This is a genomic window from Serratia sp. G204Y (assembly GCF_051172435.1).
Lineage (GTDB): Bacteria > Pseudomonadota > Gammaproteobacteria > Enterobacterales > Enterobacteriaceae > Serratia > Serratia sarumanii.
Genome location: NZ_JBPIZA010000001.1, coordinates 563,291 through 587,128, shown reverse-complemented (window position 1 = coordinate 587,128; position 23,838 = coordinate 563,291). Strand labels below are relative to the sequence as shown.

Annotated in this window: 25 protein-coding genes; 17 read left to right on the top strand and 8 right to left on the bottom strand. The window is 58.4% G+C overall.

The genetic code is table 11. The features are described from left to right. Positions 1-13 precede the first annotated feature (13 nt). From ACSBQQ_RS02860 to ACSBQQ_RS02820, 9 genes are all read left to right on the top strand, one after another. Positions 14-184, top strand: a complete 171-nt coding sequence (locus tag ACSBQQ_RS02860) for a DUF6890 family protein (protein WP_372913229.1) — start codon at positions 14-16, stop codon at positions 182-184. Then, entirely contained in the window at positions 184-2,097 is a 1,914-nt protein-coding gene (locus ACSBQQ_RS02855) for a phage tail tape measure protein (protein WP_435012532.1), read from the top strand. Before ACSBQQ_RS02860 ends, ACSBQQ_RS02855 begins: the two co-directional genes overlap by 1 nt. Continuing rightward, positions 2,090-2,428: a DUF2590 family protein gene (locus tag ACSBQQ_RS02850; RefSeq protein WP_060387971.1), complete on the top strand. Its 339-nt coding sequence runs from the start codon at positions 2,090-2,092 to the stop codon at positions 2,426-2,428. Before ACSBQQ_RS02855 ends, ACSBQQ_RS02850 begins: the two co-directional genes overlap by 8 nt. Beyond that, on the top strand, positions 2,418-3,602 hold the full coding sequence (locus ACSBQQ_RS02845) for a baseplate J/gp47 family protein (protein WP_060433220.1): 1,185 nt from the start codon (positions 2,418-2,420) through the stop codon (positions 3,600-3,602). Before ACSBQQ_RS02850 ends, ACSBQQ_RS02845 begins: the two co-directional genes overlap by 11 nt. Beyond that, on the top strand, positions 3,595-4,197 hold the full coding sequence (locus tag ACSBQQ_RS02840) for a hypothetical protein (RefSeq protein WP_060433223.1): 603 nt from the start codon (positions 3,595-3,597) through the stop codon (positions 4,195-4,197). The genes ACSBQQ_RS02845 and ACSBQQ_RS02840 overlap by 8 nt, the downstream gene beginning before the upstream one ends. 90 nt (positions 4,198-4,287) lie before the next feature. Continuing rightward, a complete protein-coding gene (locus tag ACSBQQ_RS02835; protein ID WP_060433224.1) occupies positions 4,288-5,835 on the top strand; it encodes a phage tail-collar fiber domain-containing protein in 1,548 nt (515 codons plus the stop codon). Positions 5,836-6,052: 217 nt separating this feature from the next. After that, positions 6,053-6,754: a hypothetical protein gene (locus ACSBQQ_RS02830; protein ID WP_435012529.1), complete on the top strand. Its 702-nt coding sequence runs from the start codon at positions 6,053-6,055 to the stop codon at positions 6,752-6,754. After that, positions 6,751-7,305 (top strand): hypothetical protein, encoded by a 555-nt coding sequence (locus ACSBQQ_RS02825; RefSeq protein ID WP_060433233.1) that lies wholly within the window; start codon positions 6,751-6,753, stop codon positions 7,303-7,305. Before ACSBQQ_RS02830 ends, ACSBQQ_RS02825 begins: the two co-directional genes overlap by 4 nt. After that, positions 7,302-8,969 (top strand): hypothetical protein, encoded by a 1,668-nt coding sequence (locus tag ACSBQQ_RS02820; protein WP_435012527.1) that lies wholly within the window; start codon positions 7,302-7,304, stop codon positions 8,967-8,969. Before ACSBQQ_RS02825 ends, ACSBQQ_RS02820 begins: the two co-directional genes overlap by 4 nt. 557 nt (positions 8,970-9,526) lie before the next feature. Here the strand turns inward: ACSBQQ_RS02820 and ACSBQQ_RS02815 are convergent. Together ACSBQQ_RS02815 and cspE are read right to left on the bottom strand one after the other, a co-directional pair. After that, the gene (locus ACSBQQ_RS02815; RefSeq protein ID WP_176589041.1) at positions 9,527-10,042 is read right to left on the bottom strand and encodes a hypothetical protein; all 516 of its coding nucleotides are present in this window, start codon (positions 10,040-10,042) and stop codon (positions 9,527-9,529) included. Positions 10,043-10,336: 294 nt separating this feature from the next. Continuing rightward, a complete protein-coding gene (gene cspE / locus ACSBQQ_RS02810; protein ID WP_004935122.1) occupies positions 10,337-10,549 on the bottom strand; it encodes a transcription antiterminator/RNA stability regulator CspE in 213 nt (70 codons plus the stop codon). A 376-nt stretch (positions 10,550-10,925) separates the two neighbouring features. Here cspE and ACSBQQ_RS02805 point away from each other — a divergent pair, with 376 nt between their 5' ends. The 3 genes from ACSBQQ_RS02805 (at position 10,926) to ACSBQQ_RS02795 (ending at position 13,180) form a co-directional block, all read left to right on the top strand. Then, on the top strand, positions 10,926-11,300 hold the full coding sequence (locus ACSBQQ_RS02805; RefSeq protein ID WP_039565400.1) for a hypothetical protein: 375 nt from the start codon (positions 10,926-10,928) through the stop codon (positions 11,298-11,300). Positions 11,301-11,809: 509 nt separating this feature from the next. Continuing rightward, positions 11,810-12,019, top strand: coding sequence for a hypothetical protein (locus ACSBQQ_RS02800; RefSeq protein WP_033647847.1), 210 nt, complete (start codon positions 11,810-11,812; stop codon positions 12,017-12,019). A 153-nt stretch (positions 12,020-12,172) separates the two neighbouring features. Next, on the top strand, positions 12,173-13,180 hold the full coding sequence (locus ACSBQQ_RS02795; RefSeq protein ID WP_033647848.1) for an NAD(P)H-quinone oxidoreductase: 1,008 nt from the start codon (positions 12,173-12,175) through the stop codon (positions 13,178-13,180). Positions 13,181-13,224: 44 nt separating this feature from the next. On the opposite strand, the gene ACSBQQ_RS02790 is transcribed toward ACSBQQ_RS02795, so the two are convergent. Further along, positions 13,225-14,277, bottom strand: a complete 1,053-nt coding sequence (locus ACSBQQ_RS02790; protein ID WP_060427861.1) for an SDR family oxidoreductase — start codon at positions 14,275-14,277, stop codon at positions 13,225-13,227. Positions 14,278-14,387: 110 nt separating this feature from the next. Between ACSBQQ_RS02790 and ACSBQQ_RS02785 the strand changes: the two genes are divergently transcribed. Continuing rightward, entirely contained in the window at positions 14,388-15,320 is a 933-nt protein-coding gene (locus tag ACSBQQ_RS02785; RefSeq protein WP_039565394.1) for a LysR family transcriptional regulator, read from the top strand. Between the two features lie 3 nt (positions 15,321-15,323). Here the strand turns inward: ACSBQQ_RS02785 and ACSBQQ_RS02780 are convergent, their stop codons facing one another. From ACSBQQ_RS02780 to ACSBQQ_RS02770, 3 genes are all read right to left on the bottom strand, one after another. Next, complete coding sequence (locus tag ACSBQQ_RS02780) at positions 15,324-15,713, bottom strand: YidB family protein (protein ID WP_033635085.1); 390 nt, start codon at positions 15,711-15,713, stop codon at positions 15,324-15,326. Positions 15,714-15,808: 95 nt separating this feature from the next. Next, positions 15,809-16,057 carry a GlsB/YeaQ/YmgE family stress response membrane protein gene (locus ACSBQQ_RS02775; RefSeq protein ID WP_033635086.1) on the bottom strand — a complete coding sequence of 83 codons (249 nt, stop codon included), beginning with the start codon at positions 16,055-16,057 and terminating at the stop codon, positions 15,809-15,811. 14 nt (positions 16,058-16,071) lie between these two features. Further along, positions 16,072-16,269, bottom strand: coding sequence for a DUF883 family protein (locus tag ACSBQQ_RS02770; RefSeq protein WP_033635087.1), 198 nt, complete (start codon positions 16,267-16,269; stop codon positions 16,072-16,074). 626 nt (positions 16,270-16,895) lie between these two features. On the opposite strand from ACSBQQ_RS02770, the gene ACSBQQ_RS02765 reads away from it, so the two are divergent. Both ACSBQQ_RS02765 and yjdN read left to right on the top strand, forming a co-directional pair. Further along, positions 16,896-17,816 (top strand): Kdo(2)-lipid IV(A) acyltransferase, encoded by a 921-nt coding sequence (locus ACSBQQ_RS02765; RefSeq protein WP_033647852.1) that lies wholly within the window; start codon positions 16,896-16,898, stop codon positions 17,814-17,816. Between the two features lie 178 nt (positions 17,817-17,994). Further along, positions 17,995-18,414: a VOC family metalloprotein YjdN gene (gene yjdN / locus ACSBQQ_RS02760; protein WP_033635089.1), complete on the top strand. Its 420-nt coding sequence runs from the start codon at positions 17,995-17,997 to the stop codon at positions 18,412-18,414. 15 nt (positions 18,415-18,429) lie between these two features. Here the strand turns inward: yjdN and ACSBQQ_RS02755 are convergent, their stop codons facing one another. After that, on the bottom strand, positions 18,430-18,624 hold the full coding sequence (locus ACSBQQ_RS02755) for a hypothetical protein (protein ID WP_033635090.1): 195 nt from the start codon (positions 18,622-18,624) through the stop codon (positions 18,430-18,432). A gap of 160 nt (positions 18,625-18,784) precedes the next feature. Here ACSBQQ_RS02755 and ACSBQQ_RS02750 point away from each other — a divergent pair, with 160 nt between their 5' ends. Then, a complete protein-coding gene (locus ACSBQQ_RS02750) occupies positions 18,785-20,338 on the top strand; it encodes a sensor domain-containing diguanylate cyclase (RefSeq protein WP_060427859.1) in 1,554 nt (517 codons plus the stop codon). A gap of 478 nt (positions 20,339-20,816) precedes the next feature. Next, positions 20,817-21,710 (top strand): Kdo hydroxylase family protein, encoded by an 894-nt coding sequence (locus ACSBQQ_RS02745; protein ID WP_060427857.1) that lies wholly within the window; start codon positions 20,817-20,819, stop codon positions 21,708-21,710. 43 nt (positions 21,711-21,753) lie between these two features. Here ACSBQQ_RS02745 and paaZ read toward each other — a convergent pair whose 3' ends face one another. Next, complete coding sequence (gene paaZ / locus ACSBQQ_RS02740) at positions 21,754-23,820, bottom strand: phenylacetic acid degradation bifunctional protein PaaZ (RefSeq protein ID WP_033653579.1); 2,067 nt, start codon at positions 23,818-23,820, stop codon at positions 21,754-21,756. Positions 23,821-23,838 lie beyond the last annotated feature (18 nt).

Genomic DNA, 23,838 nt, shown 5'->3' with positions numbered 1-23,838 from the left:
CCGCGCGCAGGCGATCGACGACAACCAGCTGGAACAGCTGCTAACCCTGCGCCGGCGATACCTGCCGGGCGAGCCTGACGATGACGAATCGCTCGCCCGCGCACTGTGGCTAGACAATCGATATTGGCAAAACATGGCGATCGCGGTGAATAACGGCATCGCCAAGGCGTTCAAGGGTGCGTGATGAAACAGCTGGAAGTGATGCTATCGCTGGTCGACAAGTTCTCGCGCCCTCTCAAGATGGCCGGCGGCGAGTTGACAAATTTCGCCGGCAAATCACGCGCAGCCTTCGGGCAGATGGTCGCCGGCGGCGCTACCTTGTGGGGCGTCGCGCAATCGATCATGGGCATTCTCGGCCCTGCTGACGAACTGCAGCGCGCGCTCGCCGAGGTGAAATCCATCGGCGTGGCCGACACCGCACTGAAGAACCTCAGTAACACCGCGATCCTGTTCAGTATGAAATACGGCGAATCCGCTGCCGGGTTCGTGGCGTCGGCCGCCTCTATCGCGGGCGCTATCGATGGCCTGGCAGATAAAGAGTTGCGCACCTTCACCACCGCGGGATCGATCCTGGCAAAAGGCACCCGTGCCGACGCTGACACCATCACCAACTATATCGGCACCATGTACGGCGTTTTCCAGAAAACGGCCGACGCAATGGGCCGTTCCAGCTGGGTGGAGGTGATGACCGGGCAGACGGCCGAAGCAGTGAAGATTTTTAAATCGGACGGTAAACAAATGTCCGATGCGTTCACCTCGATCGGTGCTAACGCCACCGCCGCCGGGATCGGCATGGCGGAACAATTCGCCGTACTCGGCCAGCTACAGGCCACCATGAGCGGCAGCGAAGCCGGGACAAAATACAAAGCCTTCCTGCAGGGCGTCGGCAATGCCCAAAAGGTGTTGGGGCTTAACTTCGTCAAGCAAGATGGTTCGATGAAAGGCATCGCCGACATCATGGGACTGATCCAGCAAAAATACGGCGATATCAAGAAAGTTGCCGACTCGGACATGATTAAAAAGGCATTTGGCTCCGATGAGGCGGTTTCCCTGATTAAGCTGCTGGCGCAGAACGTCGACGGCCTGAAAAACAACATCGACCAAATCGGCAAAATCAAGGGCATGGACAACGCCAAAAAGATGGCTGCTGACATGACCAACCAGTTTGACCGGCTGCTGCAGGTCTGGAAAGGCATGCGCATCGCCGTGGGCGGCGCGCTGCTGCCTGTCATCAATCCGCTGCTCGAACGTATGTCGGACATGGGAACCCAAGTCGCCGATTGGCTGCTGAAATTTAAGAATATCGCGCGCTGGATAGGCTACGTCTCTATCGCGCTCACGTCGCTGGTTGCCGTCTTTGCCCTGGCAAACATCGCCGTCGCCGCCGGAAAATTCCTGTGGTTGGGCTTCATGATCATTCTCAAGCTGCTGCGCCCGGTGCTGTTGATGCTGCGCCTGGCCTTCTTCCTGACCGGCCTCGCCGCCAACTTCATGGGCCTGCCGATCACGCTGGTGATCGGACTGATTGCGCTGCTGGTCGCGGCTGTCTGGGCCGTCGTCGCCTATTGGGATGAACTGAAAGCCGCCATCATGGACACCGCCGCATTTCAGTGGTTGATGGGGATCGTGATGGTGGTCGGCGCCATTTTCCGCGTCACCTGGGCGATGATTAAGGCGGGCTGGCAGGACGTGGTCAACTTCTTCACGGGCCTGTCGCCCGTGCAGGCGTTCACCGATTTTAAAAACACCATCACCGACGTATTCAAGGGGCTATGGGACTACCTGAAAAACAGCTTCGCGCAGACCTACAACTGGATCGTGGAAAAACTGAACATGATCCCCGGCGTCGACATCGAGATGAAAAGCGTGGCGCCAGAAGCAACCCCAGCCGGAAGCCAACCCGGCAGCGCTCCGCTGCTGACCGGCGCGAATACCGTTTCAACCGGGCGCGGCGGCATCATGGGCCAGGTGAGCCAGTCAACCAACAACAACAGCAGCGCCAGAACCCAGACGATCGGCACCGTGCAATATAACGTGATGCAACCGTTAACCCCGCAGCAGCTGCAAGAAAACATGGAGCTATACGGGCATGGCTGACGAAAAACTGTATATCGACCTGCTGATCACCGACCGCGATTTTACGCTGAATGCCGGCTTTGAGCCGGTGCTGTGCGACAACCTGGTCAGTATCGGCCAGGACATCAAACACGCGATCATGGAAAGCGGCCTCGCCACGTTGCTGGTCGCCGAGCGCAGCCCGACGCTGCGCGCTGACATCCTCTTGCAAATTACGTTGCTGGTCGAGGATGACGTGAGGCTGGTTCCCAGTACCATCTTTGTGGCTGAGGAAACCCGCGGCCGCCTGCTGATCACCGCCGACACCTATGATTTTGGCCCGCTCAACACCGGGGTGACCTATGACCAATAAACCAACCGTTGATTTTGAGGCCGCACTGCGCGCCGGTGGCATGCCGACCACGGAAGCCGAAGTCAAAGCCGAGTTTCAGAAGGTGGTCGACGCCGAGGGCTTGATCACCAACACCTCGAAAATGTCGCCTTTCTGGCGCCTGATAACGGCTATCGTGACCAAGCCTGTGATCTGGCTGAAAGACATCCTCGTTAACGTCGTGATGGCGAATATGTATCTCGCCACCGCTTCAGGGGCTTATCTGGACTTGTTCGCCTGGGCGGTCAACCTGTCGCGTAAAGACCCAACCTTCACCCAGGGCGCGATCACTTTCTTCAAGGCTGACCCGACGCTGCTGATCACCATCCCCGCCGGCACCGTGATCCAAACGGAGCGCATCGACGATAAGGTTTATCGCGTGATGACCGTTGCGGAGGTGGTGATCCCCGCGGGAACGGCCAGCCAGGCAATTGCAGTAAAAGCCGAACAAAGCGGCACCGCCTACAATCTCGCGCCGGGCTACTTCCGCATACTGCCGACGGACATTCCCGGCATTGCGCGCGTTGAGAACCTCGACGACTGGCTGACGCAGCCCGGCGCCGATCGCGAGTCAGACGACGAGCTGCGCGACCGCTGCCGAAATCAATACAACCTCGTCGGCTCATACCATATCGACGCGGTCTATCGCAGCATGATCGCCAGCGTCGCCGGGTTGAGCACCGATCGCGTGTACTTCGAGCACGACGCCCCGCGCGGGCCGGGCACCGCTAACGCCTATTTGCTGCTTGATACCGGCATTCCGGCGGACTCGTTCATCGCTGCCGTTAACGATCACATCATGGTGCAGGGCTACCACGGGCACGGCGATGACATGCGCTGTTTTGCCATGCCGGAGACGCAGCACGATTTAACGATCACCGCGTACATGTTCGCCACGCTGAACCTGAGCGATGAAGAACAGGCGGACTTGAAACAGGACATTGAAAACTTTGTCCGCTGTGCCTTCCGCGATAACGCCACCTACACGGTAACCAAAACCTGGCCGCACAGCCGCTTTAGCTTCTCGCGCCTGGCTGAAGAGTTGCACCTGCAGTTTTCGGCGCTGGAATCGGTCACCTTCTCACTGGATGACATCATCAGCGGATTATCGATCCCGCGCCTGGCCTCGTTAAATGTGGTGCTGACCAATGGATAAACCGCTGATCACCCTGCCCAGTTGGATGAACAAAGGCGAGCCGAAGAAACTGGCGGCCGCCTGCGTCAACTTCTGGGAGAAGGTCAAAGGCTGGATCTCGTTTCCACTGGCCCAGGGCGACCCGGAAACCTGCACGGTTCAGATCCTGAACCTGCTGGCGTACCAGCGCGATATCGATCGCTTTGAGGGTGAGCCGCTTTGGTTGTACCGCCTGCGAGTCAAACACGCGTTTGTTAACGCGCAGGACAGCGGCAGCTTTATCGGCTTCAAACGCATTTTTGAACGCCTGAAAATCGGCGATATGCAGCAGCTTGAGCGCCAGCCGGGCGTCGATTGGGACGTCATCATTATTCGCGTCAACGACAACCAGCTGGCCGCTAACGCCACGTTGATGAATGAGATCATCAGGAAATACGGCCGCACCTGCCGCCGGTATCGGTTCGAGGTGCTTAACGTCGCACCGCTGGGCATGCGTGCCGGTTGGTTCGATAACGATCACCAGCTGATCGCCGCGCGGCCAGGCAAAGACGCCGCAATTATCACCGAAAGCCGGCTGTATATCATGACCGAAGCCGGCGAGATTTTGACAGTTTAACCAGGCGGCACAGTTGGATTTGTCTGTTATGGCCAACGTATCGAGCACAGACAATCACAGCGATGCTGCAGCACACTGAAAGGGGCCGAGATGTCAGCCATTATCACCAGAAAATACGAGCAGTGGGCGGCAAGCCAGGCGGCCAATAATCTGCCGGCACGCCCGGATACGTTCGTTTTTGCCTATATCCCAGGGCAAGACCCTGAAGCCGAGATCAGCCGCGACGAGCCATTACCGGCGCCGACCAACATCGTGAACACCGCACCGGTCATGCAATACGGCATGCTCAACACTGACGCGGTGGTTTTCTCTGTGGTGCTGGACACCTCCGTCGGCGATTTTGATTACAACTGGATCGGGCTGGTTGACCAGGCCAGCAACACGCTATGCATGATTGTGCACACCCGCACCCAGCGAAAAATCGCAACCAGCGGCCAGGAACAGGGAAACACCCTAACCCGCACGCTGGCGATGGAATTCAACGGCGCCGCCGGCACCACGCAGATCAGCGTGACCCCACAGACGTGGCAAATCGATTTTTCAGCGCGGATATTCGGCCAGGATGAACAACTCCGCCTGGCTAATTGGGACGTCTACGGCGAAGGCGCCTTCTTCGGCGATGCCTTCCTTGTCGTTCGCAGTGGCGACACGTTCGCCGCGACAGCGGGAAGCGGCTACGTTGGCGGTATTCGGGCTGAGCTTGAGACTGACACCCCCATCGACGTTACCAAATGGACAACCACGGTCTGGGCCGATGTAAGTTGGCAAGGTGCCACAACCAGCCGCTGGTCGGCGCATATCGCGCTGACCGCCGCCGACACCCTGGCCGACTACAACGACGCCCAGGGATTCAGGCATTACGTCACGGCGATCGCGCGTATCGGTGCTGACGGCACGGTTACTGACCTGCGAAAAAAAGGCTCTCAGGGCGAGCAGGAAGCCAGCAGGCTGTTTCTGCGTAAAGACGCCAATTTGTCAGATATGACCAACCCCGCCGCCGGGCGCGATAATCTGGGACTGGGGGAACTGGCAACAAAAGACGTGCTTTACGCGCACGACGTCGGCGCCTACACCCAGGGCGAAGCCGATCAGAAGTTTTTCCCGCGGGCAGGCGGAACAATCAACGGCCCGATCAATGTCCTGGGTGACGTTGGCACACAAGGTGGCGTAGTTGTTTTCCGTAACCAGGACGGCATTCAGACCGGTTTGCTCGCTGCATATGATGACGGCTCTTTGTCAGTCATACGCAGTGATACAGGGCGTGGATTCGGCATTGACGCTACCGGAAATTTTTACACGACGGACAACATACCGATTTATGAGTATGGCGCCCGCGTATATAGCCCACACAACACCCCCACCGAAGGGGCTATGGGGCAAATCTGGTGGTGGCGAGACAAGGTAACAGGTCTGATCAGGCAAGGTGGCTACATTGAAGATTCGAAAAGCGAAAAGTTCTTAACAATCAACTTTGCGATCAATTTTCCGAATGCTGCAACGGGGTTTTCTTTTACACCTTCCGCAGTACCGGACACCAGTAACATGAATATTTCTGTTGCCTCATTTACAAACAGCAATATGACAATTTACCACGGCATACAGGAATATAAATTCTTCTGGGAGGCTGTTGGATACTGATGAAAAACTACGTTTACAGCGCAAAGAATAATGCGTTCTATCCGCTAGCAATGAAGGCGATATATCAAACTGCAGGCAGTTGGCCACGCGATGGTAAACCGATCGACGATAGCGTTTATCTAGAGTTCGCCGCATGTGCGCCACCCGTTGGCATGGCTCGCATTGCAGGCAAAAGCGGGTTGCCAACGTGGGCGCCAACTCCGACGGAAGATTAAAAATGTGGAAATATGTGCAGTTAGGTTTTCCAGATGATTTCGCACCGATCAGTTGTTCCTTACTGACCGTCAACCCGTGGACGTATGGCGCCGGCCAGGTGACACCATCCGGTAATTACCTCAGCCCGGAGAACGCCGTCAAGTTTTTGGCCGGTAAGTTAAAAGCCGCCGGCGGCACGCCTGGCGCCGTTGGCTTCCTGATCACTGCGACACAAAGCGACCGTTTTCTGGATGACCTGGCCGGGTTTGCGGCCTTGCTGCCGATACCTGATTTGCAAAAGACTGCCCGTAAAGCCGTGGCGCAGGCTGAGCTTGCGGTCAGTAAAATGCAGCTGCCGGGGCTGCAGGGCATTGGCTTGCCTGACGCCGCGCCGCTTTCGCTGAGCACGACCCGCACCGCGCAGAATGCCCAGCGCATCCAGGCCGCCGCCGAATCTGCCGCCGCCGGCCTGTCATTTGACGATATCAACAGCGCGCTGCAAAGCCTTGAAGACGCCGCCAGTCAGGCACAGCAGGCAGCAGAACAAGCGCTAACTGAACTGAAAGGACGCCGGGTTAACGCCTGGATGTTCACCGATGAGGGGCATCCGTCCAACATCGCTAACAACATGCTGAACGGTATCCCTGAACCTGACGCGATTTTCACCCTCGGCGCGCTGTTTGTGGGTAATGTCGGCGAGTTATTACGGATGGTAAAACCATGACGATCATCATGCTGGCGCTCGATGGCGAGGGAATCCCGCTCAAGGACATCAAGGTTTCCCCGAAAATGACCATCGAAACCAAGGACAAATCGGGGCAATCATCCAGCACCACGCAATCAGAAAACGGCATCAAGGCCAAAGAGCTGAGCGTGTCCGGCCTGGTCGACTTCAAGGATAAAGCCCTGCTGTCGCGCATTTTCGCGCTGGCTGAAGCCAAGGACAGCGGCGGCGCCGGGCGACGCTATCGCATCGCCAGCCCGGTGGCGCAGGCGATCAACATGAAACAAGGCATGTTTACCGGCACGATTGAAGCCACCGAGCAGACCGACAAATTAGCCTGGCAGGTCAGCTTTACGCTGACAGAACAACTCAGCACCGCCGAGAAGGCCAAAGGTCGCAAGGCTGCTAACGCCCCAGCCAGCACCACGAAAACGCAAACGGCCGCCGGCACCGCCGCCGCACCGTCAGACGACACGGACGAGCAGGAAAAGGAACTGACCGGATTTGAAAAAATCTTGAAACGTGTTGATGACCAGTTGGGGGCGCTATGAAACCCGTCGTTACGCTAAAAATCGGCGCCGTCGATGCCACCGTGTCGGCCTACGAGGTGGTCACCGACCTGAACGATACCGGCCGCGGTTTTGTCACGGCAAAAATCGAGGGCGACGCCACCGGCGCGATCGTCCGTCTCGATCTGGGGTACAACGATAATTCGTATCGCTGGTTTACCGGGTATGTTGAGCGCGATCAGGTATCCGATAACGGATTCCGCCGGCTGTTCGTGCGGGAAATGACGGGGATATTTGAAAAGCGTTGGCCTCTTTCAATGCAGCACCCAACGCTACGTCAGGTCACGCAGGCGCTAAATCAGGCGAGCGGGATAGAATTTGTCTTACCGGTCGCGGATTATGTCGACACACCGATCCCGCATTTTGTCCATAGCGGCACCGGGTGGCAGTTGCTGAACACCCTGGGCCGCGCCTTTGGGATCGATGATTACATTTGGCAGCAGTTGCCAGACGGTTCGGTCTGGCTGGGCCGCTGGCAAGATTCGCGCTTTGCCGGTTTGCCAGTCGACATCCCGGCCGAGTTTGCATCGAGCACCGGCGCGGGTAACTCGTTGACCGTGCCGCTTATCCCTTCTGTTCGCCCCGGCGTCCTGGTCAACGGCCAGCGTATCACCCGCGTCGCGATCAAAGACGGCGACATGACGCTAACCTGGACACCGCTTGACGCCAGCGGCCAGCCTAAAATCAAGCCAGCATTCCAGCGCCAGCTTGAACAGTTGAACCCTGAGATCGCCGCCGGGCTGCACTTGCCGAAGCTGGCGCGCGTGGAAAACTACAGCGAGTCGGCCGCGCTGGGCGACATTGCCGACCCATTCCGGCCAAAGTATGCCGTCGGGGTGCAGCTGCTTGACGAGAACGGCCAGGACAGCAAAGGCACCCCAACCTATCCTGCAGTACAGCTACCGGTGACGATGGGCGGCGACGAAAGCGGCTTCATGCAATACCCACCGCCTGGCACGCTGGTAGAGCTGGCATTCCAGGACGGCAGGCAAGACAAGCCCTTCATTCGCCAGGTGTTGCCCAGCAATGCCAGCCTGCCCGCCATCGCGCCGGGCGAGCAGCTGCAGCAGCAGCGCGCCGAGGTATTCCAGCGCGTAACAGCGCCAGGTGACTGGCATCGCGAAACTGACCAGGCAATCAGGGAAGTCTCAGCGTCACGCACCGTAGAGGCCGACAAAGAAACGCGTAAGGTTATCGATCGCGAGATCACCGTCCAGGCCGACGACAGCAAGACCGTGCTAGGCACGGCGAGAACCACCGCCGGCGCCGTGACGCATATCGCCCGCGGCGACTACACCGTCGGCACCAGCGCGAACCTGAAGACAGCAGCCAAGGCCGCCGACGAGAAGATAGCCCAAAGTAAAAGCGTTGATATCGGTGGCGCGCTGACCGAACGCATCGCCGGTTTGCGTCAGAGCATTTCCACCGCGCTGCAGCTGCAGGCCGGCAAAACCACGATCGGCGACGGCACCACAAACCTGTTGACGTTGTTAATGGAAACCCTCGACCTGATTGACACCCTGGCACAGCGCACCGCAGAGCACACCCACAGCAACACCGGCACCCCAACCAACGCCAGCGAGATAGCGCAAGCATCCTCGACCGCCACCGCCCTGAAAGGGAAATACGGTCACCTCATCGGCTAACCCAGCCACCGCCAAAACCAGACCCGCATTTAAACGCAGCCAGCGCCCCACCACGGGGCGCTGATGCTTTTGAGCGTCCGCACCGGATGAATCTGAGAACGCAGCACGACGCCACGCAGAGCGCACGGAAACCCACGGCACGGAGCCGCAGCGCCACGGAAACGGCGCTACACCGCACCCGCCTGCCCGTTTCGTGTTGAGAAATTTTTGCAAAGGATCTTTTCCGCAATTGCCATTGCCAGCCCGCGCCACGCCTGGGGCTTTGCGCGCAGATCGCCGTTGCACGCATTGCAATGATTTTCAACGATTTGCAAAAGCAGAGGCGCGAGAAGCCAACCGGAGAAAAGTTAACTCAATGAATAAAAAGGATCTGTTTTGCTTTCCGTGAGGATCTAAGCGGCAAAGCACAAAAGAGGCGCAAGGTAGATAAACACGGTAAAGCCATACACGGCGCGGCTTTGCGGGTGATGTTGGCAGAGGTTGAAGTTTTGCAAAGTTGCAGAAAAAGGATCTTGCCGGAGCTTTGGAAAATGCCCGCTGGACAGCGGGCGAAGAAATCAAAGTTTGCCAGTATCGATTTTAAAATCGACAACCTCTTTTGCCTTCCAGTCGAAGGTACAAAAATAAGTCATCGTCGATTTAGCGTTGAAACCATTGGTAAATTTAACTTTATCGCCTATGTAAGTGATCTGGTTCTTCGACGCATCATTCCGCATATGTGAAAACATTGGCGTCATGATCCCATCCGTCCATTCGAAATCATATTTCGATGATTTTTCCACCAACTCACGACAAGGGATCGCGGCGTCTACCATGTATTTGTCAAATAAGCATTGAGCGTCGGCCGCTGTACACTCTTTCACTTCGGCCGTTTTTTCTGGCTTTGTTTTGTCCTTATCGTCACCACGGCCGAAGATGAAATAGAGAACGCCGACTAAAATCACCAACCCCAAGCACCCCTGCCTGGTTTCTTTACCGAGGTTTCTCGCGGGTTCCTTTACGCCACAATGAGGGCAAACCTTCGCTTTGTCTGATACCTCTTTTTTACACTCTTTGCATGTAGTCATTGCCATGTGAAAAAAACTCCATTTATCCCAAGGGTATTATTATCGCGGACAAATATTAGCGGGACTCATGCACGGGAAGGAAGCGCAAAGGCGCTATATTTTTTTCTGGTTGTTTTAGGTGTGGTCAATATGTGGGATTGAATAATAAAAAACACAATTAATTCAATTACTAATACAACTAAAAAATGTTTAACAAGGAACTTTTGCCCGCAGACTTGCGGGCTTTTTTTCGCACCGCCGAATTTCAGACACAAAAAAACCCGCCGCAGCGGGTTTTTTTCAATCAGCGCCAGGCGCCAATTAGATAGCGGTAACGTTAGCCGCAGATGGACCTTTCGCACCGTTCTCGATAGAGAACTGTACGTTCTGGCCTTCAGCCAGGGTCTTGAAGCCTTGATCCTGGATAGCAGAGAAGTGTACGAATACGTCTTTGCTGCCGTCTGCTGGGGTGATGAAACCAAAACCTTTAGCTTCGTTGAACCACTTCACTTGACCTTTGATCATGTTAGACATGTCTAATTCCTTCAATAATAAATGTAAGCCGCCATGGGCGAGGTAGCCGGTCATCAGTTACTTATGGAGGCACTGGAAAGGAAATTCGTCAGAGAAGGGCTATCCGGGATAACGCTTTAAATTTGAACTACTTTACTCAAAATGTCGTGCATAAATAGGTCTGTACCACAGGCCGACATCATTAACTCATGAGCGAGCGGCAATAGCAACCTTTTTCGCCGCGATGGGGCGCTAATCTCGGCTAAACGCACAGGATTTGACCCCGTCTGCCGATGGAATCGCCGCCTGGCTCGCCCGTAACGCCCAAGGCAAATGATAGTAATTCTCGTTCTGCTGTTTTATAGTTGCCTGACGAAATCATTCAGGGAGAGTCACCATGCCGAGATGGCTTACATTGCCGGCCGCCAGTGCCATTCTGCTGGCCTTTGCCGCTTGCAGCGCCCCGTTGGGCGCGCTGGAGCTGAATTATCATCCGCCTGAACCCAGCATCACCCCCGCCCCCAAAACTGCGCCGGAGCCGGGGCCGGCCCCCAAAGCGGAAAAACCGCCGATTGCCTGGGCAGAGGCGAGAGATAAAAGCGGTTTTCGCGTCGATATCGAGTGCGATCATCCAGGCTGCAGCAAACCACGCGCCAAACCTTATCCCGCGTATGAAGGCCCGGTGAAGAAAACCGATCGCCGCCGCCAGTCCGATCCTTATTCCACCAATCAGGATCCCGATTACAACATTCAGTTGGGCTATGAGTGGTAGCGGCGCTTTCGGAGTAATACCTATATCAGCCGCCTTTGCCGCTGCATAGAATAGCGTCAGTTCACCACTCCTCCTGGTGTTGAACACAACAAGCTGTGTTGCAAATCTTTATGCGCCTCCCTATAGGCGCTTTTTTTTGCCTCGCCCTCACAGCGTCTTCCCGATTACAGATTGCTCTCATTGCCCCGCAGAGTGATCAATGTCACAAATACGCCTCCTTGCCATTCTTATTCGGAGGTAACGTTCATGGCCACAGGATCCCTTGCCCTCCTGGCCGTCTTGGCCGGCATTGCGGGCTTCGCCCTCTATAAACATTTAAAATCTCAGAAAAAAAGCACACTCATCCGCCCGTACGATCGGTAACCGACAACGCGCTTTCACCGCGAAGGCCCGGCACAACGCACGCCGCGCCTTCGCGGGCTGTCATGCTTTCATCACAAAATTGTCACACTATGGCCATATGATAATTCGCGTTTATCCGCTCTGGCTTAACACCAAGGATTTCGCCCATGACCATAATTAAAGCTGCAAACCATCAGGAAGCAGAAAAACTCATCCGCGCCGGCACCGCCAAGAAAATCGAACTGGCCTACGATATCGGCAGCGACGACTTCTTCCAGCTTGCCAGCCTGTGGTGCGATAAAGGCGCCAAGATCTCCAAAGGAAAAGACCACTTCATCGTCTCGTTGAAAGGGTTCCGCATCCCTCCTAACGATTGATGCCCTGCCGCCCATCGCGGCGGCTTCGCCCCTTCCTCGCAAAACCGCTCTATTCGACCACGCGCGCCTCATTCGATTTCGCTAAGCTAACAGCAGACTTTATTGCGGACGTTTCGCCCGATAGCCACATCCGCCACGATGAGGAGAGTGACCATGTCAACAAATGCAGCGCTGCCCGGCACGATGAAAGCGATTGAAATCAGCCAGCCGGGCGCCCCCGAGGTTCTGGTCGTCGCTGAACGCCCGGTGCCGGTTCCGCAAGCGGGCCAACTTCTGGTGAAAATCGCCGCCGCCGGCGTTAACCGCCCCGACGTGCTGCAGCGCCAGGGGAACTATGCGCCGCCGCCCGGCGCCTCGGATATCCCCGGCCTGGAAATTGCCGGCGAAGTGGTGGCCACTGGGGAAGGCGTGACCCGCTTCGCGCCCGGCGATCGGGTTTGCGCCCTCATCGCCGGCGGCGGCTATGCCGAATACTGCACCGTGCATGAAAGCAATGCGCTGCCCGTTCCGGCGGGCCTGAGCTTGACCGAGGCCGCCGCGCTGCCGGAAACCTTCTTTACCGTCTGGGTCAACGTGTTCCAGCGCGGCCACCTCAAAGCCGGCGAGACCGTGTTGATCCATGGCGGCACCTCCGGCATCGGCACTGTCGCCACCATGCTGGCGAAGGCCTTCTGCGCTCAGGTGATCACCACCGTCGGCTCCGAAGAGAAACGTCAGGCCAGCCTGGCGCTGGGCGCCGACGTGGCGATTAATTACCGCAGCGAAGACTTTGTCGCACGCACCAAAGACGCCACCAACGGTAAAGGCGCCGACGTGATCGTCGACCTGATCGCCGGCGATTATGTAGCCAAAAACTATCAGGCCGCGGCGATGGAAGGCCGCATCGTGCAAATCGGCACGCAAAACGGCGTGGTGAAAGAGCTCAATCTGATGCCGCTGCTGTTGAAACGCCTGACCCATACCGGTTCGACGCTGCGTTCGCGCAGCGTGGCGGACAAAGCGCAGATCGCCGCCGAGCTGCGCGAGAAGGTGTGGCCGCTGCTGGAGCGCGGCGTGCTGAAGCCGCAAATTTTTAAAACCTTCCCGCTTGAGCAGGCCGCCGCCGCGCATGCGCTGATGGAGTCCAGCGAGCACATCGGCAAGATCATGCTGACGTTCTGACCTCATTCCCCGCGGCCGGTGCTGCGGGGAAACCGATGCCACGCTCAGGGGATGATGCCGCGACGGCGGAACTCATCGAACAGCGAGAAAAACATGGCTTCTGTTTCGACAAACTGATGGAAACCGAAGCGCCGCGCCTTGCTGCCGTCCGCGAACATGTCATAGTCCCAGGAAAAGACGAAATCGGCGAAGCGCCAGCCGGCCACCGCGCGATAGTCCGGTTCAGCCAATTGGTGCCGCTGCACCAGCTCGCGCCACAGCGGCGCTTTGTCCGCCATCATGCTCTCCAGCGGCATCGGCAGCGGCGGCGCACATTCCAGCCCAAAGTAAGCGGCGATTTTCGGCCACATCTCGCTCCAGCGAAACAGATCGCCGTTGTTGATATTAAACGCCTGATTGGCCGCCGCCGGCTCGGTCGCCGCCCACAGCGTGGCGCGCGCCAACAGCCCGGCGTCGGTCATTTCCAGCAGGCTGTGGTAAGCGCCCGGTTTACCGGGGAAGCGCAGCGGCAACCCGAGCGCTTTGCTGATCGACGCGTAAACCGCGATGCTTAACGCCAGATTCATCGGATTGCCGAGGGAGAAGCCCCCCACCACGCTCGGGCGAATGGCGCTCCAGCGCCAGCGCTTGCCGGCCTGCCGCTGCGCCAGATACTGTTGCTGCGCCACGTTAAACTCCGGCGGCATATGCCCGGCGTCGCTTTCGCGCGCCGGCGTTTTAAACGGCCCCAAATGCGCGCCATACACCTTATAGCCCTGCATCAGACTGATGTGCTCCAACGCCGGTGCGGCCGGCTCCAGCCCCTCGACAACGTGTTGCAACATCTGCAGGTTCGGCGCCACCAGTCCCGCCCAGTCCGGCGCATCCTGATAGGCGGCATAGAAAACGTGACTCATCGCGCTCAGCGGCCGCAGCGCGTCGCGCGTCGCCGCCGCATCCAGCAGATCAACCTGCAGGTGGCGCACCCCCGGCGCCGGTTGCCCACCCCGGCGCGAGACGCCCACCACTTGCCCGCCCTGGCCGGTCAGCTCCTCAATCAATCGGCGCCCAATCACGCCATTGGCGCCGATCACCAATGCCTGTCGCTTTGCATTCATCTTGCCACTCCTCAGGTTGTCGATGCCCTGAGTGTTATTGATTAGCGATGCTTGCGGTAGAGCAGTATTAGCACTAACACTTATAAGAAAAATCTATAGGGAAGATCGACATGGATAAACTGAGCGCAATGAAAACCTTTATGCGGGTGGCGGAACTGGGCAGCCTGTCGGCCGCCGCTCGCGATCTGCGTTTGACGCAGCCGGCGGTCAGTCAGCAAATCGCTGCCCTGGAGCAGCGACTGGGAGCCCAGCTGCTGTTTCGCAGCACCCGGGCGGTCACCCTGACCGATGCCGGCAGCGGTTATTATCAGCGCCTCAAACCGATTCTGGCGGCGGTCGACGAAGCGGAAGAGGCGTTGCACGGCCAGCGCCACCAGTTGCAGGGCAATCTGCGCATTCACGCCCCGACCGGGTTCGGGCAGTTGCACGTCACACCGCTGGCCATCGCTTTCCAGCAGCGCCATCCGAACCTCGCCATCGAGCTGCTGCTGGACGATCGCCTCGCCGACGTGATCGGCGAAGGCATCGACGTGGCGTTGCGTTTCGGTGAACTGCATGCGCCCGGCATGGTGGCGAAACGTTTGGGCGAGCTGCAGCGCCTGCTGGTGGCGTCACCGGCCTATCTGGCCAGGCATGGCACGCCGCGTTCCCCGGCGGAGTTGGCGAAACATGCACACATTCGTTACAGCGGCCTGAACGACGGCGATACGCTCACCCTGTTCGGCCCGCACGGCCCCGAGACGGTTGCTCTGCGGCCCACGTTCCGCGCCAACAATACGCTATCCCTGCTGGCCGCCATTGAGGCTGGGGCCGGCATCGGCGGCGCTCAACGGCCTTTAATCGCCGAACAGCTGGCGACGGGGGCATTGGTGCCCGTTTTGCCGGAATACCGCTACCCGCCCATGGCGCTGCACGCGGTCTATCCCGCCTTGCGTTTTATTCCGGAGAAAGTGCGCGCCTGGGTGGTGCATCTGCAGCAGGCGTTGACGACGATCGAGGGGATCAGCGGAGTGAATGCCCCCGGCCAGACACCGGGAGCCTAATCATTATTTGAACAGTTTACCGACCATGTCGCCCAGCTCGTTGCTGTCTTGCTGCACTTCACCGTTTGGCGAGGCGGCATCGGTGACCGTTGGCAAGAACTGTGCAATGGTGCTGGACGCCTGAGCCGGATCGATACCCAGCTTTTCAGCCAGTTGGTTGATGGCGTCGCTACCCAACGCCTGCTGTACGTGATCGCCGGTAATCGGCTGATTTTCGCCATTGCCGAGCCAGGAACCGACGATATCGCCGAACTGCCCCTGACGGAATTTGTCCAAAATGGCCTGCAGGCCGCCTTGTTGCTCGACCCACTGCATAATGGCGATGTAGTCGATGCCTTTGCCGTTGGCGCCGCCGCCCAGAATGTTACCCAATACGCTATCGAACAGACCCATGATATTCCCCTTTCAGCGAGTGCGGACTGCGCCGCGCCGCCGGATTGATTTCACGAAAAAGGGCCGCCGCGGCGACCCTGTTGAGCAATGGCTGCTTAGCCTTTGATCTTCCTGTAGACAAAAAGCACCACCAGGGCGCCGATTACTGCCACCACAAAGCTGCCCAGGTTAAAACCGTCAACGCGGCCCATACCGAAGAAGGTGCTGATATAGCCGCCGACTACGGCGCCCACGACCCCCAATATAACGGTCACAATAAAGCCGCCGCCGTCTTTGCCCGGCATAATCCACTTGGCCAGGATACCGGCGATTAAACCAAAAATGATCCAGGAAATGATGCCCATCTTTACTCTCCCTATTACCTTTTGCCTAACAGAAATCCTATTACCAGGCCCACGACGGCGCCGGCGCCTATCCCCGCCCAAGGGTTATCCTTGATGCAGGCACATGATTGCTCGAGCGCTGCCTTTACGCCGCTGCGCACTTCGCAGGCGGTGGTTTTCACGTAGTCGCTCGGTTGCTCAACACCGTTTAGATCGTCATTTTCATATGACATGTCAAATCCTTACAGACCAACCCTCTGAGAATCTCGTCACATGTTTCGCGCCAGGCGCCGTCCGCTCCGCGATCTTGCTCTGGGCAACCTGCCCGCTGCCGCTCAATGCAGAGGCGTACGGCGACAAACGCATAACTTCACACTATGACTATAGTAAAAAATCAGCGGTTTACCCATTTCCGTCCGTCTGAATTTCACCGTACAAAAAACGATCTGATTTCATCCTGCTGTCATCTCGCGAGGCTAAACTTTAAACAAATCCTCCTGGAGGAAACGCCGATGTTCAATGCCCCTTTTGTCCTGATTCTCGCGCTACTGTACGCACTGGCCGCCGTTTGGGACGGTTCCGCTGCGTTATTGTTTCATTAAGGTTACATAGCAGTTGTCACTTTTGCGATGCGCTTAATTGTGTCTTTATTTTTCAATTTCGCCAGTCGTTTGAAATAGCGTAAAATATCTGCCATTCCCTCGGTAAAAATCCTATCTCTCCCCGTTTTTCGCCTGCGCTTAACTAAAGCGTAAAAAAGCATTAATGGAAAATCCTATTTAGCTCAGAATGTTCTACCATTCGCCCTATGAAAATTTGGGTTAAGGTCCCATTGGAAAAACAAGGAATCACAGGAAAAATGCTTTCTAACCAACGCTTTGAGCGCGAATTCTTGCGCCCTCGTTATTGGTTGCTGTGGATAGGGCTGGGAATACTCTATCTCTTGGTATTACTGCCCTACCCGCTCATTTATCGACTCGGACACGGCCTTGGCAGAATAGCCATGCGCCTGATGAAACGCCGGGTAAAAATAGCGCGCCGCAATTTAGAGCTCTGCTTCCCCGCAATGCCCGCCGCCGAGCGCGAGGCGCTGATCGTCAAAAATTTTGAGTCCGTCGGTATGGGCCTGTTCGAAGTCGGCATGGCCTGGTTCTGGCCCGACTGGCGCATCGCCCGCTGGTTCCAGGTGAGCGGCATGGAAAACATGCGGCTGGCGCGTCAGGGCGGCAAAGGCGTTCTGCTGATCGGTCTGCATTTTCTGACGCTGGAACTGGGCGCGCGCATTTTCGGCATGCAAAACCCCGGCATCGGCGTGCATCGCCCGCACAACAACAGGCTGATGGAGTGGGTACAAACCCGCGGCCGGCTGCGCTCGAATAAATTCATGCTCGATCGTAAAGATATCAAAGGCATGATCCGCAACCTGAAACAGGGCGAAATCCTGTGGTACGCGCCGGATCACGATTATGGGCCGCAAAGCAGCGTGTTCGCGCCGCTCTTCGCCGTGGAAAACGCCGCCACGACCACCGGAACCTTTATCCTGGCGCGCATGGGACGGCCGTCGATCGTGCCTTTCGTGCCGCGCCGCCTGCCAGATGCTCAGGGCTATGAGTTGATCGTGCAGCCGCCGTTGACGGACTTCCCGCTGGATGATGAAACGCGCGCGGCGGCCAAGATGAACCGCGTGGTGGAAGAACAGGTGCTGCTGGCCCCCGATCAGTACATGTGGCTGCACCGCCGCTTTAAAACCCGCCCAGCCGGCGAGCCGTCGCTGTATTGACCGCCCTTGCGCCTTCGCCCGTCATGCCGGCGGCGAAGGCGCACTCACCTCGCACAAGCATTCTGCGCCAGGGGAACTACACTAATAAGTCACCGACGGCAATTATTGCCGCCAGCAACCATTTCTTCCTGCCCGAGGGCCGGTCGTTGCCTGTCGAGCCACAACCGAGGTCAATGTCATGCTGGTACAACCCTATCTGTTTTTCAGCGGTAACTGTGAGCAAGCGATTAACTTCTACGAACAGCAGTTGAATGCCAAAATTGAAATGGTCATGCGCTATAAAGACATGCCCGAAGAAGCCCGGCAAGACGGGCCGCAGGACGTCAATCCGGAGGCGATCATGCATGCGCGCCTGCTGATCGGCGACGGCGTACTGATGGCCTCCGACGGCTGCCCGCAAGATGACGGCGGCGGCGCTTCTCATAAAGGCTTCTCGCTGTCGCTGAACCCCAGCGATGCGGAGCAAGGACGCAAACTGTTCGACAATCTGGCGCAGGGCGGCCAGGTGACGATGCCTTACCAAGCCACCTTCTGGGCCAAAGGCTTTGGCATGCTGACCGACAAATTCGGCGTCAACTGGATGATCAACGTCGAATAACCCGTCATGGCGCCGCTAGCCATAGCGGTGCCAGTCATACGCCGCCTTGGCGAACAGCACGAACAGCAGCGCCAACAGCGCCAATCCCAACCGCCAATAGGGCGACCGGCGCCGCCGCCAGGCGAAGTACATCATCACCGCCAGCGTCCCCAGCGTAAGGGGGTAATACACCGCCAGCGTCAGTAAAGTGATTATGATGTAATCCGACATGGCTCTTTCACTCCGCAGTGTTCACCCCGCCGCTGATACGGGGTGCAAACGCCCTTTCTCGCTATCGCCACGTTAGGGGCTAGAGGTCTGGCGCATTTATGCATAAAATATAAGATTGCTCTTAACTCAAATTGAATAGTAATCAAACAACAAGGGTGACATGACTCAGCAGCAACCCATACAGGATGCCGTGCCGGCGCGCAGCGTTAAAAGCTCCCCATTATTATTTCAGGCCGGCGTGTTTGTCATCATCGTTGCCGCCACGCTGATCCTCTTTAACAGCTGGCAAATCTGGAACGCGCATCAGCGCGATCTGCGCAGCGCCGAGCATGAATCCGCCAACCTCGCCCGCTCGCTGGCGCAGCATGCCGACGATACTTTCATGCAGGTGGACGGCAACCTGCTCGATCTGAACGAACGTCTCCAGACCGACGGGCTGGGCCCAGCGCAGCTGACGCGGCTGCAGCGCGTCATGCAGACGCAGGTCGGCAACCTGCCGCAGCTGCACGGGCTGTTTCTCTACGATGCGCGCGGCCGCTGGCTGGCGACCTCCTCGGGCAAATTCATCAAGAACGCCAACAACGCCGATCGCGATTACTTCAAATACCATCAAAACCGCGACGGCGGCGGCCTGTACATCGGCAAGGTGATCCGCAGCCGCACCACCGGCGATCTGATCATTCCCGTTTCGCGGCGTTTCAACAACCCGGACGGCAGCTTTGGCGGCGTGGTGCTGGCGACGCTGTACGTCGATTATTTCCGCCAGTTTTACGACAGCTTCGCCCTCAATACCGACGCCTCACTGAACCTGCTGCTGGCGGACGGCACTATCCTTTACCGCCGCCCTTACTCGGCGGCGTCGATCGGTAAAAACATCGCCAAGGGCGTGCTGTTCAGCGAAATTTTGCCGCATTCGGAATTCGGCAACGCCACCATCACCTCGCTGTACGACAAAGTGGAGCGCATCTACGGCTATTCGCGGGTCAACCGCTTTCCGCTGGTGATCGCCGCCGGGTTGTCGAAACGCGACGCGCTGGCGGACTGGCGCACCGACGCCGGTCTGTTCGCCGCCGGTGGCCTCTCGCTGCTGATGATCCTGTTGGCGATGGGCATGGTGCTACTGCGGCAAATCAAGCACAGCATGCAAACCGAAGCCGAGCTGATGCGCACCCGCGATCAGTTGACCAGCATCAACCAGATGCTCGAAGAGCTGGCGCTGCTGGACGGCCTGACCGGGCTGGCCAACCGCCGCCAGTTTGATATCGCGCTGAAGAACGAGCTGGCGCGGGCTTCGCGCAACTACCGCAGCGTGGCGCTGCTGATGCTGGATATCGACTATTTCAAACAGTACAACGACAGCTACGGCCACGTCGCCGGTGACCAGTGCCTGCAGCAGATCGGCCAAACGCTCAAAGGGTTGGCCTGCCGCAGCAACGACGTCCTGGCGCGTTACGGCGGCGAAGAGATGGGGATTATCCTGCCGGATACCGACGTGCAAGGCGCACTGATTTTCGCCGAGCGCGTTATCAACGCGGTGCGCGATCTGAAAATTCCGCATCAGGGCAACCCGCACGGCATCGTTACCATCAGCATCGGCATCTGCGCCAAAGTGCCGCATATGTATAACGATACGCCGATCAGCTTTATCAATGAGGCGGACAGTGCGTTGTATCAGGCCAAGAAAAAAGGCAAAAACTGCATTTACGGCGCTTAACCAATAATCGGGTCACCAAGATTTGGCGGCCCGATTTATTCGCCAGAAAAATGAAGTAGTTCCCTCGCGAAACATTATTTCACCGGTTGACCCTGCACGCTGAATAAAATAACGGAAATAATAAGCAGTATATTCATTTTCATTACAATTCAATAAGATAAAACACGCCATCCAGCAGGCAATTTGTGCCTTTTTTGATTATTCGTGCCTATACCTCGCCTCGTTTATACCCCGTTTACTTTTCATTGGCATTGCCGGTGATACCCTTATCAGGATTATTCTATCTATCAGGAAGCCATCGCACGCTTCGGCGCATTGCGCCCTGCTGATACAGCCATAATAGAACCCACAAATTTCACGTTGCCATTGGGCGGCCTGCTGACGCCGCTCCAGCCAGCCACTGCGCAAGCCAGTGCAGCCAATCACGCGGCAACCTGAGAGGCAGGAATAAAGCGATATAGATTTGCAAGGAGATCTCATGCCTACTGGCGATATTATGCACGAACAGGCCGTCCTGACGCTGTCGTTGCGACAATGGGCGGCAGCGGAAGCATCCAGCGCGGTCAGCGAACTGGAACAGGGCAAGGTGCTGTTTCTGCCCGAACTGGCCTTCACCCTGTCTGAACAGGAAATGCCGCTGCTGGATCCGACATTGGTCGACCCGAAGCGCAAAAACATCAGCTACCAACCGCTGTCCGGCAAGCTGAGCGGCGTCGCCGTCACGGAACGCCGGCAGCAGGTTCAGCAATTGCTGGAACGCTATTACCAATCCTGCCGCCAGCTGATCGCCGGGCTGTTGCCCGAATATCAGGAGGCGCTGCACCACCCGACCGGCAGCCTGCGTTTACATCCGGTTTCCGCTTGGCGGGCGGCCAGTTCCTGGCGCAAAGACGACAGCCGGCTGCACGTTGACGCCTTCCCGTCGCGCCCGAACTACGGCGAACGCATTCTGCGCATTTTCACCAACATCAACCCGCACGGCGAGCATCGCCAATGGCGGGTCGGCGAGCCGTTCCCTGAGCTGGCGGCACGCTTTATGCCGCGTCTCGCTCGCTACTCCGCCTTCGGCAGTTGGCTGCAGCACCAGGTGCGCATCACCAAAACCCGCCGCAGCCATTATGACCACCTGATGCTGCAGTTGCATGACGCCATGAAGGCCGACGGCGATTATCAGCAACGGGGGCCGCAGCTGGCGCTGACGTTCCCGCCGGGCAGCAGCTGGATTTGCTTCTCTGATCAAACGCCGCATGCCGCGATGGGCGGCCAGTTTATGCTGGAACAGACCTTCCTGCTGCCGGTGAATAAGATGCAGGATCCGCAGCGTTCACCGCTGAAAGTGCTTGAACAGCTGCGCGGTCAGCCGCTGATCTGAATGATTTGCCGCCGCCGGGGGTGCCGGCGGCGGCAAACGCGCATCACGCTTCGAAGTCCCCCTGTTGGCGCGCCACCAGCGTCAGAATGCTGTACAGCGCCACCGGCTGCTGTTGCTGATTCAATACCTGCACATCCCACACCACCACGCCGTGCGGGCGATCTTCGGCGGTTTTCTGCGGCTTGCGGATTTTCTTTTTGCAGGTCAACCGCACCTGAATGGTATCGCCGATCTTCACCGGCTCGATAAAGCGCAGATTTTCCATGCCGTAGTTGGCGATCACCGGCCCGACGGCGGCGTCGACAAACAGCCCGGCCGCGGCGGATACCACAAAGTAACCGTGCGCCACCCGCTCGCCGAACAGCGAGTCGGCGGCGCCGATCTTGTCCATGTGCGCGTAGAAATGGTCGCCGCTCAGGCAGGCGAAGTTGACGATATCCGCTTCGGTCACGGTGCGGCGCGCGGTCAACAGGCTGTCGCCCAGCTGCAGCTGCTCGAAGTATTTCCGGAACGGATGCACCGGATGCTCGGCGACCGGCGCGCCGCGCACCCATTCGCCGCCGATGGCCGCCAGCATCGCCGGGCTGCCCTGGATCGCCGTGCGCTGCATATAGTGTTTCACCGCGCGCAGCCCGCCCAGCTCTTCACCGCCGCCGGCGCGCCCCGGGCCGCCGTGTACCAGCATCGGCAGCGGCGAACCGTGGCCGGTGGACTCCGCCGCCGCCCGCTCATCCAAAATCAACATGCGGCCGTGGGCGCAGGCCGCCGCGCGAATGAAGCGCGTGGCCAATGCCGGATCGGCGGTCACCAGCGAGCCCGCCAGGCTGCCCTGCCCCAGCAACGCCAACGCGATCGCCTGTTCGGTATCCGCATACGGCATCAGCGTCGCCACCGGGCCGAAGGCCTCGGTGCCGTGCACCGCCTGATGGGTGAACGGATCGGCGCAATACAGCAGGGTCGGCGGATAAAACGCCCCGCCGCGCGCGCCGTCGCCCAGCACCTCCAGCTTATCCAGCGCCGCGCCACAGAGCGGTTCGCAGCCGTTGCGCAGCAGGAACTCCACCTTGCTTTGCACATCATCACGCTGCTCGTGGCTAACCAACGCCCCCATGCGCACCTGCTCCAGCTGCGGGTCTCCCACCGTCACCCCCGCCAGGCGCTGCAGCAAGGCCTGACGCACCGCCACCACCTGCGCCGCCGGCACGATGATGCGGCGGATCGCGGTGCATTTCTGCCCCGCCTTGGCGGTCATTTCACGGCACACTTCTTTGATGAACAGCGCAAACTCGGGCATTTCCGGCGTCACGTCTTCCGCCAGCACGCAGCAGTTGAGCGAATCCGCCTCCATGGTGAACGCGATCGATTTTTCCAACAGGCGCGGGTGTGCCCGCAGCCGCTGCCCGGTCTGCGCCGAACCGGTGAAAGTCACCGCATCCTGGTAATCCAGGTGCGCAAACATGTCGCCGACGCCGCCGCAAACCAGCTGCAGCGCCCCTTCCGGCACCAGGCCGCTATCGACGATCAGCCTGACCATCGCCTGCGTCAGCTGCGCGGTGGCGGTGGCCGGCTTGATGATGGCCGGCATGCCCGCCAGCCAGGTCGGCGCCAGTTTCTCCAGCATGCCCCAGCACGGGAAGTTGAAGGCGTTGATGTGCAGCGCCACGCCGGGGCGTGAAGTGAGCACGTGGCGGGCGGCGAACTGCGCCTGTTTCGACAATGGGATCAGCTCGTCTTCCGGCCACAGGGTATCGTCCGGCAGATCGCGGCCGGCCATGCCGGCATAGGCGAACAGCGTGGCGATGCCGCCCTCGATATCGACCCAGCCGTCGCTGCGCGTCGCCCCGGTTTGATAGGAAATCTGATACAGCGCCTCTTTATGCGCCAGCAGGTGTTTGGCTACCGCTTTCAGCATCTGGGCGCGCTGCTGGAACGTCATGTGCGCCAGCGCCGGGCCGCCGCGGCTGCGGGCATAGTCCAGGCTCGCCGCCAACGGCAGGCCGTCAGAGCAGACCTGGTACAGCGCTTCGCCGGTCACCGCGTGGCGGATTTCGCGCGCCTCTCCCTGCCCGTACACCCAGGCGCCAGAAAGATAACTGTGTAACTGCTGCATGTGCCCTCCGAAATTCAT